Here is a 14,230-nt window from a genome sequence, read left to right on the forward strand (position 1 = left end):
CGTTAGACAAACTTACAAACATACAATAATTTACACATTATTTTTTAATCTCTAGCGAAGTTCCCTTATCCATAAGATAACTTCGCTAATGATTTTAGATACCGATGATTATAATGACTCCAAAAGAATCATGCGTAGGCTTGATGGATCTTATGACTAATGATTTCTGCGGTGGCGGCAGATAAAGTCCAGCCCAAATGACCATGACCAGTATTATAAAACACCCGGGAATGTTTGCCCTGCTCCACTTTAGGCATCATATTTGGTGTCATAGGGCGTAAGCCTGACCACGGTACAGCATTACAGGCATCGAGATCAAAGTTCTCACGCGTCCATTGTAATAAAGGTGAAATTCGATCGGCACGAATATCACGATTATAGCCATTAAATTCTGCTGTGCCGGCAACCCGTAAACGATTTTCTCCCAAACGACTGCTGACAATTTTTGCCCGCTCGTCCAGTAAACTCACCCATGGCGCATTGGCTTTGAATTGTTCTGCTTCCAGATGAACTGTGATTGAATAGCCTTTCACTGGATAAATGTTCACTCGATCTCCCAGTTGATGCGCCAGTTGATAACTACTCACACCACCACATACCAATAGTACATCAGCTTGCAGATGCTGTGGCTGAAAATGGTGTACATTTTCCTCACTCGGCACAAGCTTTAACTCAACATTTTTCTCAGACAATTTGATGTCTGTCACTTCAACTCCAAACTGAAAATTCACACCGTATTTTTCACAGGCTTTTGCCAATCCATTGGTGAATTTAAAAATATCTCCTGTTGCATCATCAGGTGTATAGAACCCACCGACATATTCGCCTTTTAACGAAGGTTCAATATTAATCATTTCATCAGGTGTTACCGCAAAACGCTCTAAACCTCCCTTGAGTAATAATTGATTGACTTGATTGGCAACTGCATAATCATGATCGTCGTGGAAAATATGCAAAATGCCACGCTTTTCCAAATCAAAGTCGATATTTTCCTGTTCGGCAATATCAAATAAACGATAACGTGCATCTAGTGCCAGTTTTACCGTTTCGATAGTATTTTCCTGATAATGCTGAATATTAGATACAAATTCGTATAACCACGAATATTTATGCACACTAAAGGAAGGATTGAGCAATAACGGTGCATCGGATTTTGCAATCCATTTTAAGCCTTTTTTAATGGTGCTGATTTGATTCCAGACCTCGGCATTACATGCCGATAATTGACCACCATTGGCAAATGAGGTTTCCATCGCCGGACATAAATGTTTTTCCAGCACCGTCACTTGATGACCAAGCTTTGCTAGCATATAGGCCGACGTGACACCAGTAATTCCCGCACCAATAATAAGAATATGAGACATGAGCAAACTCCGTACAAATGTTGATTTGTTGTGGTTTGCCCCATCTGTCATTTGTACCTGAGAGTTTTGGTATATAGACCGTATTTCAGCCTACATACCTTCCCCTTCGGTGAGCCAGAGTGGATTGATCACCCTGCGCTACTCTCCAGATTGTTTTTCATCATTACAGTCCTGTGGCCTGAGAGTTTCCGAGGCGGTTGCTCCTTCGGCGTGTACTTAAACACTCTCCCGCAATGATGTATTCAGTTAACTTAAATCAACTGATGATATATTTTTAAAGCATGAATCATGCCAGAAAATGCTTTATAAAATTTTGAACTTTTCTCTCATTGCTTTTTAAAAAATTTCAGGCATGCTTTCGCATCATTTCTGGTTACTCGAGATATTTTCATGAAAAAGCTTCTGGGCGAAGGTGTTTTTAAATTGGCAGGCTGGACCTATCAGGCAGATCCCTCGTTACTGGAAAATAAACAAGTGATCATCGGCTTTGAACATACCTCAAATATGGATGCGGTACTCTCCCTAGCAATTTTTGCGATTCTGGATATCAAGATTTATACCTTGATCAAAAAAGAATTATTCAAAGGGCCGCTCAAACCACTTTTAAAAGCAGTTGGTGGTATTCCTGTGGATCGGCACAACAAAGGTGATATTGTCGGGCAAATGGTAAAGGAATTTAACACACATGATAAATTTTCATTGGTGATTGCACCGGAAGCAACCCGTGCCAAAAATAGTACGGACCGCAAGCCAATTCGAACCGGTTTCTGGCATATTGCCAAAGCCGCCAATGTACCGATTATTTTAATGTATGCCCATGCACCGACAAAATCCGGTGGTATTTTTGCCAAAATCTACCCAACCGATTTACAAGAAGACTTAAAACTGATTAAAGAAAAATATGCAGAACTAGGAATTGATATCAAAATTCCCGAATAAACTTTACTAAGACAGCACGGATGACTGACATCATTGACTGAATTTTTTAGTGACGATAAACATAAAAGCCCCTTCAATCACTTGAAAGGGCTTTTATTTTCACATCAATTTAGCTTAATTTTAATTTATTAAACGCTAAATGTTCACCATCTTTAGACACCACAATGGTATCTCCTGCACTAAACTCACCTGACAGGATTTGTTGTGCCAATGGATTTTCAATCTCTTGCTGAATGGCGCGTTTCAACGGACGGGCACCAAACACAGGATCGTAACCAATCTCGATCAGTTGATCCAGCGCATCATCTTCAACACGTAATCTGATTTCACGTTCACCCAGACGGTCACGTAAACGATCCAGTTGAATATCGGCAATACCACGCATTTGAGATTTTTTCAGGCTTTGGAATACCACCACTTCATCAATCCGGTTGATAAATTCCGGACGGAAATGCTGACCAATCGCAGCCATCACCACCGCATGCACTTCTTCATTGCTGGCATTCTCACCCAATTCACGCACATCTTGTGAACCCAGATTGGACGTCATCACAATTACGGTATTTTTAAAATCGACTACACGACCTTGCGAGTCAGTTAAACGACCATCGTCCAGTACCTGCAAGAGGATATTAAATACATCCGGATGCGCTTTTTCCACCTCATCAAACAAAATCACACTATAAGGTTTACGACGCACAGCTTCAGTTAATACACCACCTTCTTCATAACCGACATAACCCGGAGGCGCTCCAACCAAACGGCTGACACTGTGTTTTTCCATAAATTCGCTCATATCGATACGAATCATGGCATCATCACTGTCAAACAGGAAATTGGCCAAAGCTTTGGTCAGTTCTGTTTTACCCACCCCTGTAGGTCCAAGGAACAGGAATGAACCACTTGGACGGTTAGGATCCGACAATCCAGCACGAGAACGACGCACGGCATTGGATACTGCGACCACAGCTTCATCCTGTCCTACTACGCGATTGTGTAAAAATTCTTCCATATGCAATAATTTTTCACGTTCGCCCTGAAGCATTTTCGCCACTGGAATCCCAGTTGCAGCACTGACTACTTCAGCAATTTCATTATCAGTCACTTTATTACGCAGCAATTTTGGTGCTTCGTTTTCTTCGGCAACTTCATCCTGATCCAGCTGTTTTTGCAATTCCGGAATCACGCCATATTGCAAACGGGCAGCTTCGGCCAAATCACCCTCACGTTGAGCCTTTTCAAAAGCAATACGCGCCTGATCCAGTTTGACCTGTGCATCTTTAGTGCCTTCGACCAAGGCTTTTTCTTTACGCCAGACTTCTTCAAGTTCGCTATATTCTTTCTCTTTCTCGGCAATCTGCGCTTCAAGATGTTTAACTTCACCTTTAGCACCAGCATCTTCATCTTTTTTCACAGCTTCAAGCTGCATTTTCAGTTGAATCAACCGACGATCAAGTTTGTCTAAAGCTTCAGGTTTGGAATCTAGCTCCATTTTAATTCTGGAAGCTGCCTCATCAATCAGGTCAATCGCTTTATCTGGCAATTGACGATCTGTAATATAACGATGTGACATTTTTGCCGCAGCAATAATCGCAGAGTCCAGAATTTGCACACCATGATGAGTGGCATATTTTTCTTTGAGACCACGTAAAATTGCAATGGTATCTTCTACACTCGGTTCATCAACCAGCACTTTCTGGAAACGACGTTCCAATGCAGGGTCTTTTTCAATAAACTGACGATACTCATCCAGTGTGGTTGCACCAACACAACGTAATTCACCACGCGCAAGTGCAGGTTTCAGCATATTACCGGCATCCATAGCACCTTCGGATTTTCCTGCGCCAACAAGTGTATGCAATTCGTCAATAAACAAAATCACCTGTCCGTCTTGTTTTGCCAAATCTTTCAATACTGCTTTTAGACGTTCTTCAAATTCACCCCGATATTTTGCACCGGCCAGTAGTGAACCCAAATCCAGCGAAAGTACGCGTTTACCTTTTAGACTTTCTGGGACTTCATTATTAACAATACGCTGTGCCAATCCTTCTACAATCGCAGTTTTACCAACACCGGGTTCACCGATTAACACCGGATTATTTTTGGTCCGACGAGATAACACCTGAATAGTCCGACGAATTTCATCATCACGACCAATCACAGGGTCAAGTTTGCCCGCCAAAGCACGATCTGTTAAATCAATGGTATATTTACCCAAAGCATCACGATTTTCTTCATGGTTGCTGGTGGTCACTTTTTCTGTTCCTCTAATTTTTTCAATCACAGTACGTAATTTTTTTGCATCTGCACCACTGGCACTGATAATTTTGCTGGTTTCACCCTGTTCTGCCAGTGCCAAAAGTACCCAGTCTGTCGATAAAAACTCATCACCTGCTTTTTGTGCATAGCTATCAGCAAGATTTAAGGCTTTTACTGCTTCCGGATTTAAATTGACATCGCCCGTAGGATTACTAATGGTCGGTGCATCTTTAATTGCCTGCGCCAGTTTATCTTTCAGCAGGTTCAGGTTGGCACCTGCCTGTTGCAATAAACTTTGATTGGCAGGTTCTTCCAGCAAGCTCGATAAGATATGGATGCCTGCAATCGCAGTATGATCTTTACCAGTGGCCAGAGACTGGGCGTCTGATAATGTTTGTTGCAAACGATCTGTAAATTTTTCAAAACGCATTTGTTATTATCCTCATCATAAATTTTCACGTGTTTAAATAAATTGGGGGCATACTTTATTTTTCAAGGTTTTTTTCAAAGCTTTTTAAATATATTTTTTAATATTTTTCATTAACTTAGAAAAATAAAAGCATGAGATTTGTCAGTTTAATAATGGGTTGTTTACACACATTTTTCAAGCCCATTATGTTACTTTTTTTATAAAGAGTTACATCGCCCCTTATTTTTTTAAATTCACCGAACCCGCGAAATCTTCACAGCTTGTTTAAACATAAAAAAAGCGGCCATATTTCTGACCGCTTTTTTCAGCTTTATTCGGTTTTATCTTTTAGGCAGATTTTTTAATCTGTGCATTTTTCCGGATGGTAATCATCACCAATTGCACTGCTGCCGGCGTTACACCCGGAATACGACTGGCCTGTGCCAAGGTTTCAGGTAAAACAGTTTTTAACTTTTGCGTGATTTCACGAGAAAGCCCAGACACGATATCATAATCAAAATCGGCTGGAATTTTAGTCTCTTCCAGACGTTTCATCTGTGCCACATCTTCATGCTGACGATTGATATAGCCTTGGTATTTCACCGCAATTTCAATTTGCTCACCTACAAATTCCGATACCTGCGAATCTGTTAGTTCGGCGATCTGGGCAAAATTAATATTTGGACGCTTTAACAAATCAATGGCACTACATTCTTTGGACAAGTCGGCACCGGTCATATCAATGAATTTTTTACCCATTGGATTGTTGGGTGCTGCCCATAAATGTTGTAAACGAGAGGTTTCACGCTCTACTGCCTCCATTTTTTCACAATATGCTGCCCAGCGTACATCATCAACCAGACCCAGTTCACGCCCTGCTGGTGTTAAGCGTTGATCGGCATTGTCTTCACGTAACATCAAGCGATATTCGGCACGTGAGGTAAACATACGATACGGTTCTTTGGTTCCCAGCGTGATCAAATCGTCCACTAGAACGCCCATATAGGCCTGATCACGTTTTGGTGTCCATTCCTCTTGCTCCCAAGCACGGCGTGCAGCATTTAAACCAGCCAACAGACCTTGTGCACCGGCTTCTTCATAACCTGTTGTACCATTGATTTGACCGGCAAAATACAGATTTGAAATGGCTTTGGTTTCCAGCGTATATTTTAGCGCTTGCGGATTAAAATAGTCATATTCGATCGCATAACCGGGACGCAAAATATGCGCATTTTCCATACCACGAATCGAACGAACCAACTCAAACTGTACATCAAAAGGTAAAGAGGTCGAAATTCCGTTTGGATAAAGTTCGTGAGTATCCAAACCTTCCGGTTCCAGAAACACCTGATGCGAGTCTTTATCTGCAAAGCGATGAATTTTATCTTCAATAGAAGGACAATAACGTGGTCCAACACCCTCGATTACACCAGTGTACATTGGTGAACGATCCAATCCACCACGAATAATCTCATGAGTGCGCTCATTGGTATGGGTGATATAACAATTAATCTGCTCAGGATGCATCGACACATCCCCCATAAATGACATTACCGGTGATGGGAAATCGCCCGGTTGCGGTGTCATTACGGAAAAATCGACTGAGCGTGCATCGATACGAGGTGGCGTACCAGTTTTTAAACGTCCCACCGGAAGTTTTAATTCACGTAAACGATGCGCCAATGCGATAGAAGGTGGATCACCAGCACGTCCACCACTGGAATTTTTCAAACCAATATGGATGACGCCACCCAGAAAAGTCCCTGTGGTCAGCACTACGGTTTTACAATCAAACCGGATTCCCATTTGGGTGATCACACCTTTGACGGTATCACCTTCCACAATCAAATCATCGGCAGCTTGTTGGAAAATATCCAGATTTTGTTGATTTTCCAGCGTATAACGAATCGCGGCTTTATAACGTATCCGATCTGCCTGTGCACGGGTGGCACGTACTGCTGCCCCTTTACGTGAATTCAAAATACGAAATTGAATGCCGCCTTTATCAGCGGCCAGCGCCATTGCACCACCAAGCGCATCGATTTCACGCACCAGATGTGATTTCCCAATACCGCCAATGGCAGGGTTACAACTCATCTGGCCTAAAGTTTCAATATTATGTGTCAGCAACAGGGTCTGTCGCCCCATACGTGCTGCTGCTAAAGCGGCTTCGGTACCTGCATGACCGCCACCAATCACAATGACATCATAAACTTTAGGATAATGCATGGTTATAAAACACTTAAAAAAATGACTGATTATTGTAGCAAAATTATGCCAAAATTGATGGATATTTTACAAAATTATTTGGCTATAACCCTTGCGATACCATTAAAACGGTATAAAACCTAAAAATTATATCCAGTTAAAATGTACACAAGATGATTTGATCTGACCGCAAATTTGCTTCTATTTAAACCTATATCACTGAATTAAAATAAAATGCCAAAAAATCCATGAATCTTCACATTTCATCCACAATCTTTGACACTTTGTAGCAGGACTAATATACAAATCAAATTCACTATTTATCTCTGACTTCTATACTTGGAAAGTATCAAGTTGCAATGAAACTTAGCACTTAAAGAGGATATACCAATGAAAAGTATGATATTAAAAGCAGCCTGTCTTTCTGCATTATGTTACTCCGGCATGGCACTGGCCGCGACTGATGAATTAAGCAAAGCTGAAGTACAAAAACAGATTCAGGTCTGTAATAAAAAAACAGCTGGTGATCTGGTTTCTTATGCTTATAAAGGCGTAACGTTTAATGGAACCTGTCAGCAAAATGCAGAAGGCAAATTGCAGTTCCAACCACCAGTTCCAACAGGCAGTGAAGGTGCAGGTATTCAAGAACAAAATGCAGCTGCACCAGCATTAGATGCACCCTCAACCGCAGATCTACCAGCCAACGCACCGCAGATCCCTGATATAAGCGATGATGCACCACAAGCTCAAGAAGGACTGGGTGATCAACAATTACCAGTAGAAGTTCAATAAAAGATTAACTTCTAGCATATTAAATGAATATGGCACCTACGGGTGCTATATTTTTGCCGCGATCTTTGGCACCTTGATCAATAAATTAGTCCCTGTGATCAACAAAGCATCGCACAAGCAGACTAAATCTAAAAATTCTTATCATTATTGTTGGCAATACTCAGGAAATATTCATTAATTATTATTTAAATACAATAATATAAACTAAAAAAAATTTATTTTTAATGTCTGATTTATTTACATCAAATTTTAACTTTTGAACGATAACATCGCCACGTTGCTCTCTGGTGAGCAACCTATTAGGGGAAACTAAATGAAAAAAAATGTGTTGCTGTGTTCTATAGTCGCAATATGCTTCTCAGGCATGGCGTTTGCGGAAAGTGAAATCTCATTAAAAACCTTACAAACACAAGAACGTGTCTGCAAAGGAAAAAACCAAAATGATGCTGTCACATGGAATAATCAAGGTGTAATTTTTAATGGCACATGCCAACCAACATTTATTCCTGAACACAGCCGAGATCTAGATGTCTATGCTGGATTCAGTAATCAGTCTTGTGAACTTGGCAATCATACCACAATGACATATGGTTCACAGGATGTACGCGGAAAATGTGTGCTGGCCTATCAGGCACCGCAACCAGTTGCTCAGTCCGAATTGACCACAGAAAATACACTATCTGTTCTGACCAGTACGTCTGAAAGTAGCGATAGTATCAATATTGATACACCTGTACTGGATGAAAAAAATCAGGATGTTTTGGAGCAAGACGTTCCCGTTGAAGGTGAAACCATTCCCGAACAAGAAAATCCGGCAGATATCAGCGCAATTGATCGTCCAATCATTACCGAATAATCCCCTTCTCGATATATCACATTCAGCGTGATATATCGATTCAGCCCCTTCCTATTTATATTTTTTGATCTGATGCTGCTTTGTAAACATATGCTTGGTGGTTTTTATATATTTCTGCATCAATTATCCGCTACAATTAGGCAAATTTATAAATTTCCGAGCTATCTGGATGAACTGGTTACAAATTCATATCACTGTTGATCAACCACAAGTCGACTTTACCGAAACCTTATTCATGTCATTAGGCGCAGTCAGCGTCACCTTGGATGATGCAGAAGATCAGGCTTTACTTGAACCTTTACCCGGTGAAACCCCACTTTGGGATAAAGTCATTGTGACTGGTATCTTCCAACAAACAGAACAAGAACCCATTGATGAAAAAGCGCTGGTATCATTTATTGATGCGCAAATACCGAACACCACAATCAAAACCGAAACTATTGAAGAACAGGCATGGGAACGTGCCTGGATGGATTATTACGAGCCTATCCAAGTAGCCGAGAATTTATGGATTGTCCCTGAATGGCTCGAAGCGCCTAATCCCGATGTGACCAATATTAAACTTGATCCCGGTTTGGCTTTTGGAACCGGAAATCACGCCAGTACATTCCTGTGCTTACAATGGCTTGCCGGAATAGACCTTAAAGATAAAATTGTGGTGGACTATGGTTGTGGTTCGGGAATTTTAGGTGTTGCAGCGTTATTGCTGGGTGCCAAATATGTTTATGCAACCGATATCGACCCTCAAGCAGTTCTGGCAACCAAGCAAAATGCGGAATTAAATGGTGTTGCAGATCGCTTATATGTTGCCTTACCGGAAGAGTTTGAACAGCATTATCAGGGGCCTGCGGATGTACTGGTTGCAAATATCCTGGCAAAACCGTTAATGTCTCTGGTAGAAACCTTTTATCACCTTACTCGTGCTGAAAGCCAAATTGCATTGGCAGGTTTGATTGAGGAACAAATTGAAGACGTGAAACAGGCCTATGCACCGTATTTTGAAATGACAGGACAACAAATGCGTGAAGAAAATTGGTGCCGTCTGTCAGGTCATCGTAAGGCATAACTTTCCGGCATCAACCCTATGGATGGAAGCTGATCGTGCGCTATCTGAGTCAATGTCCGAGTTGTCAGACTGTTTATCAACTCTCCCTGATGGAATTAAATATTACTCAGGGCATGGTGAGATGCGCGCACTGTCATCATATTTTTGATGCCTATAGTTGTTTCATCGAGGACCCGGAATACAGCCCACCCTCTATTAGCAGTTATATTACCGAAATGCTGATTGCTCACCAGCACAATACTGCCGGCGATCAGCTTAAATATACGGCGCTAAATCAGCGTAGTGATAATCCGTTTATTCGGCATGTCAACCAACTAATGTCGCAAAGTGTCGATGGTTCCCAGTTAAATCTGTATACCTATTTGAATTATCTGGATACGCTTAGTCCAATCCATTCAATTAAAGAAGAGCAAGATATTGATGCCGTCAAAATTGCCGAAAAGCAAAAATCGACGTTTGTTACAGCAAAACCGAAGAAAAAAAGTGTGCTGTACTATTTAGGTTGGGGTGTAATTCATGTGTTCTTAATTAGTCTGCTTTTGTATCAGATCATCTTTTTTCATCAATAAATGCAGATTAACACGCATAACAAGAAACAAAAAAGTGCTGCACTATACATTGAAGTCGCCTAAAAATACAGCAAAAAAATTAAGAAAAAATGAACTTTATTTACTCACTTTTTTTCAGATAATGATATTATAGCGCCATTGAAGTTTCACTCGTCTCCTTTACTGTTCTGGTAATTTGATATCACGCAACCTACTTCTTAGCTAGTTTACGCTGGCCTAGTCGTTTTTTTGTGTGACATTCATATTGGAATACTTTTTGAACAATCTGTAATAAGAACAAAAAGTATACAGTGAAGCTTCGTTAGTAAATTAAGATAGATTTTTTTTACGATCTAAAAAAACTCTATCGTTTTGATCGCTTAACTTATTAACATGCCACTATCGATCTAGTGGTTCAATTTCGGATTTATAGCATGAATAGCAAGTCTCCTATTTTTACTGCACAATCAGACGTCGCATTACGTATCCACGTTGATCGCGCAGTTCGCCACTATTTCGCTCAATTGCAAGGTGAACAGCCTTCTCAAGTGTACGATATGGTTTTGGCCGAAATGGAGAAACCATTATTATCAGTCGTCCTTGAATACACACGTGGTAACCAAACCCGCGCTGCTGAAATATTAGGACTTAACCGCGGCACTTTACGTAAAAAGTTAAAAGCCCACGGACTTATGGCTGAATAAATGATAAAATGCCTGCTGCCCTGCGGGCATTTTTATATCTTGTTTCTATTTAACTATTTAATTCACTTTCTAAAAATCTGATTGCTATGACAGTTTCTCGTGCTTTAATTTCTGTTTCTGATAAAACCGGTATTGTTGAATTTGCCAAAGAATTGGCCAGTCTGAATATCGAAATCCTTTCTACTGGCGGTACTTATAAATTACTTAAAGATAATCAAGTACCTGTAATAGAGGTATCTGAACATACCGGTTTCCCCGAAATGATGGACGGACGGGTAAAAACCCTGCACCCTAAAATTCACGGTGGTATTCTGGCACGTCGCGGTTTGGATGAAGCCGTCATGCAGGAACATCAGATTGATCCGATTGATCTTGTCATTGTCAATCTTTATCCATTTGCTGCAACTGTGGCAAAACCAAATTGCTCACTTGCCGATGCGATTGAAAATATCGACATTGGTGGTCCAACCATGGTACGTGCTGCGGCCAAAAACCATGCTTCTGTCGGGATTATTGTCAATGCCAGCGACTATGATGCAGTGATTGCAGAACTAAAAGCTGAAGGTTCATTGTCATATGCAACCCGTTTTGATCTGGCAGTAAAAGCATTTGAACATACGGCACAATATGATGGCATGATTGCCCAATATCTTGGCGCACGCGTAGGTAAAGCAGAAGGTGAAGCAGATAAATTTGCCCGTACCTTTAATTTACAACTCAATAAGGCACAAGATTTACGTTACGGTGAAAATCCACATCAAGCGGCTGCATTCTATGTTGATGCTGCTGCCAAAGAAGCCTCTGTATCAACCGCAAAACAGTTACAAGGTAAAGAGCTGTCTTATAACAACATTGCTGATACCGATGCAGCCTTAGAATGCGTAAAATCCTTTGCCAAACCAGCATGTGTTATCGTGAAACATGCGAATCCTTGTGGTGTTGCGGTTTCTCTAGACGGCATTCAAACTGCCTATGACCTCGCTTATGCAACTGATCCAGAATCTGCATTTGGCGGCATTATTGCATTTAACCGCGAACTTGACGTAGCCACTGCACAAGCAATCGTTGATCGCCAATTTGTTGAAGTAATCATTGCACCAAGCATTGCTGAAGGTGTACTTGAAATCACTGGTGCCAAGAAAAATGTTCGTGTACTGGTGTGTGGTGAATTACCAAAAATTGATGAACGTGCTGCACAACTTGACTTCAAACGTGTCAATGGTGGATTACTGGTTCAAGATCAGGATTTGGGTATGATTACTGCCGCGGATCTTAAAGTCGTGACCGAACTCGCGCCCACAGAACAGGAAATTGATGACCTTATTTTTGCATGGAAAGTTGCAAAATATGTTAAATCCAATGCCATTGTTTATGCGAAAAACCGTCAAACCATTGGTGTCGGTGCAGGTCAGATGAGCCGCGTTAACTCTGCCCGTATTGCAGCAATCAAAGCCGAACATGCCGGACTGGTAGTTGAAGGTGCAGTCATGGCATCCGATGCATTTTTCCCATTCCGTGACGGTATTGATAATGCAGCAAAAGCAGGCATTAAATGTATCATTCAACCGGGTGGTTCAATGCGTGATGAAGAAACCATTGCAGCTGCAAATGAACATGGCATTGCCATGGTATTTACCGGTATGCGTCATTTCCGCCACTAATTAATCTTTTATAAAGTCCCTCTTTCATATCAAGAGGGACTTTTTTATCTATAATAGATATATTTTAAACTTATTAAAGGGAAATAGACTCGATGAATATTCTCGTATTGGGTAGTGGCGGGCGTGAGCATGCGCTGGCGTGGAAAATCGCTCAGGATGAAAAAGTCACAAAAATATTTGTCGCACCTGGCAATGCAGGTACAGCCACCGAAGCAAAGTGTGAAAATGTTGCGCTGGATATTCTGGATAATCCTGCCATCATCCGTTTTGCCCAGCAGCATCAGGTCGATCTGATTATTGTTGGTCCAGAAGCACCACTGGTCAATGGTGTAGTTGATGCAGTAGAAGCTGCCGATATTAAAATCTGGGGACCAACCCAATACGCAGCACAACTGGAAGGTTCCAAAGCCTTTGCCAAGGATTTCCTAAAAAAACATAATATTCCGACTGCATTTTATGAAGTATTTACCGAAGTTGCACCAGCAAAAGCCTATGTCGAAAAACACGGTGCGCCCATCGTAATCAAGGCAGATGGTCTAGCTGCGGGTAAAGGTGTTATCGTTGCCATGAGCAATGAAGAAGCCTTTGCTGCCATTGATGACATGCTGGCAGGCAACAAATTTGGTGATGCCGGTAGCCGGGTGGTGATTGAGCAATTCCTAGAAGGTGAAGAAGCCAGCTTTATCTGTATGATTGATGGTGAAAATATTTTACCAATGGCAACATCGCAGGATCATAAACGTATTTTTGAAGGTGATCAGGGACCCAATACTGGTGGTATGGGTGCATATTCCCCAGCACCAGTCGTGACAGATGAAGTCTTTGAACGGGTGATGCAACAAGTTATGCGTCCAACAGTCAACGGTATGGCAAATGACGGTCATCGTTACAAGGGCTTTCTCTATGCCGGGCTGATGATTGATGCCGAAGGTCAACCACGTGTAATCGAATTTAATTGCCGTTTTGGTGATCCCGAAACACAACCGATCATGATGCGCTTACAATCTTCACTGGTTGATCTGGTGCTTGCTGGTGTAGAAGGTAATTTACCCAAAGAAGCCAAATGGGACGAACGTAAATCGATTGGCATCGTGCTTGCTGCCGAAGGCTATCCAGAAACTGTACGCAAAGGCGATGTGATTTCCGGTTTGGGCCAATCACCAGAAGGAACAAAAATTTTCCATGCAGGTACAGCCTTGAATGCTGAAGGTCAAGTCATCACCGCAGGTGGTCGGGTACTGTGTGTCACTGCACTGGGTAATACTGTACTTGAAGCACAAATCAATGCACTTGAAGTATGTAGTCAGGTCACATTTACTGGTATGCAATACCGTAGTGATATTGGCTATCGTGCCATTGCCCGTGAGAAAAATGCTTAATATCTAAATCGTGTGTTGAGACAATATCTATGTTGCCTCAACACA

11 protein-coding genes and 1 riboswitch are annotated in these 14,230 nt (G+C 41.5%); of the genes, 8 read left to right on the plus strand and 3 right to left on the minus strand.

Annotated elements, in window-relative coordinates; all coding sequences use genetic code 11:
- Positions 1 to 128 precede the first annotated feature (128 nt).
- On the minus strand, positions 129 to 1,364 hold the full coding sequence (locus tag CAP51_RS01430) for a D-amino acid dehydrogenase (RefSeq protein ID WP_087618953.1): 1,236 nt from the start codon (positions 1,362 to 1,364) through the stop codon (positions 129 to 131).
- A 156-nt stretch (positions 1,365 to 1,520) separates the two neighbouring features.
- A riboswitch (glycine riboswitch) is annotated at positions 1,521 to 1,605 on the minus strand.
- Between the two features lie 149 nt (positions 1,606 to 1,754).
- On the opposite strand from CAP51_RS01430, the gene CAP51_RS01435 reads away from it, so the two are divergent.
- Positions 1,755 to 2,303, plus strand: coding sequence for a 1-acyl-sn-glycerol-3-phosphate acyltransferase (locus tag CAP51_RS01435; protein ID WP_087618954.1), 549 nt, complete (start codon positions 1,755 to 1,757; stop codon positions 2,301 to 2,303).
- A 109-nt stretch (positions 2,304 to 2,412) separates the two neighbouring features.
- Here the strand turns inward: CAP51_RS01435 and clpB are convergent, their stop codons facing one another.
- Positions 2,413 to 4,992 (minus strand): ATP-dependent chaperone ClpB, encoded by a 2,580-nt coding sequence (gene clpB, locus CAP51_RS01440; protein ID WP_087618955.1) that lies wholly within the window; start codon positions 4,990 to 4,992, stop codon positions 2,413 to 2,415.
- 327 nt (positions 4,993 to 5,319) lie between these two features.
- Complete coding sequence (gene mnmG, locus CAP51_RS01445; protein ID WP_087618956.1) at positions 5,320 to 7,200, minus strand: tRNA uridine-5-carboxymethylaminomethyl(34) synthesis enzyme MnmG; 1,881 nt, start codon at positions 7,198 to 7,200, stop codon at positions 5,320 to 5,322.
- A 369-nt stretch (positions 7,201 to 7,569) separates the two neighbouring features.
- On the opposite strand from mnmG, the gene CAP51_RS17400 reads away from it, so the two are divergent.
- The 7 genes from CAP51_RS17400 (at position 7,570) to purD (ending at position 14,185) form a co-directional block, all read left to right on the plus strand.
- Positions 7,570 to 7,971, plus strand: coding sequence for a hypothetical protein (locus CAP51_RS17400; protein WP_213062667.1), 402 nt, complete (start codon positions 7,570 to 7,572; stop codon positions 7,969 to 7,971).
- 313 nt (positions 7,972 to 8,284) lie between these two features.
- Entirely contained in the window at positions 8,285 to 8,827 is a 543-nt protein-coding gene (locus tag CAP51_RS01455; protein WP_140404389.1) for a hypothetical protein, read from the plus strand.
- Between the two features lie 169 nt (positions 8,828 to 8,996).
- Positions 8,997 to 9,893, plus strand: coding sequence for a 50S ribosomal protein L11 methyltransferase (gene prmA / locus CAP51_RS01460; RefSeq protein WP_087618958.1), 897 nt, complete (start codon positions 8,997 to 8,999; stop codon positions 9,891 to 9,893).
- A gap of 35 nt (positions 9,894 to 9,928) precedes the next feature.
- Complete coding sequence (locus CAP51_RS01465) at positions 9,929 to 10,462, plus strand: zinc-ribbon domain-containing protein (protein ID WP_087618959.1); 534 nt, start codon at positions 9,929 to 9,931, stop codon at positions 10,460 to 10,462.
- A gap of 413 nt (positions 10,463 to 10,875) precedes the next feature.
- On the plus strand, positions 10,876 to 11,145 hold the full coding sequence (fis, locus tag CAP51_RS01470) for a DNA-binding transcriptional regulator Fis (RefSeq protein ID WP_087618960.1): 270 nt from the start codon (positions 10,876 to 10,878) through the stop codon (positions 11,143 to 11,145).
- Positions 11,146 to 11,231: 86 nt separating this feature from the next.
- Positions 11,232 to 12,806: a bifunctional phosphoribosylaminoimidazolecarboxamide formyltransferase/IMP cyclohydrolase gene (purH, locus tag CAP51_RS01475; protein WP_087618961.1), complete on the plus strand. Its 1,575-nt coding sequence runs from the start codon at positions 11,232 to 11,234 to the stop codon at positions 12,804 to 12,806.
- A gap of 92 nt (positions 12,807 to 12,898) precedes the next feature.
- A complete protein-coding gene (gene purD, locus CAP51_RS01480) occupies positions 12,899 to 14,185 on the plus strand; it encodes a phosphoribosylamine--glycine ligase (RefSeq protein WP_087618962.1) in 1,287 nt (428 codons plus the stop codon).
- Positions 14,186 to 14,230 lie beyond the last annotated feature (45 nt).

This window comes from Acinetobacter populi (genome assembly GCF_002174125.1).
Taxonomy (GTDB): domain Bacteria; phylum Pseudomonadota; class Gammaproteobacteria; order Pseudomonadales; family Moraxellaceae; genus Acinetobacter; species Acinetobacter populi.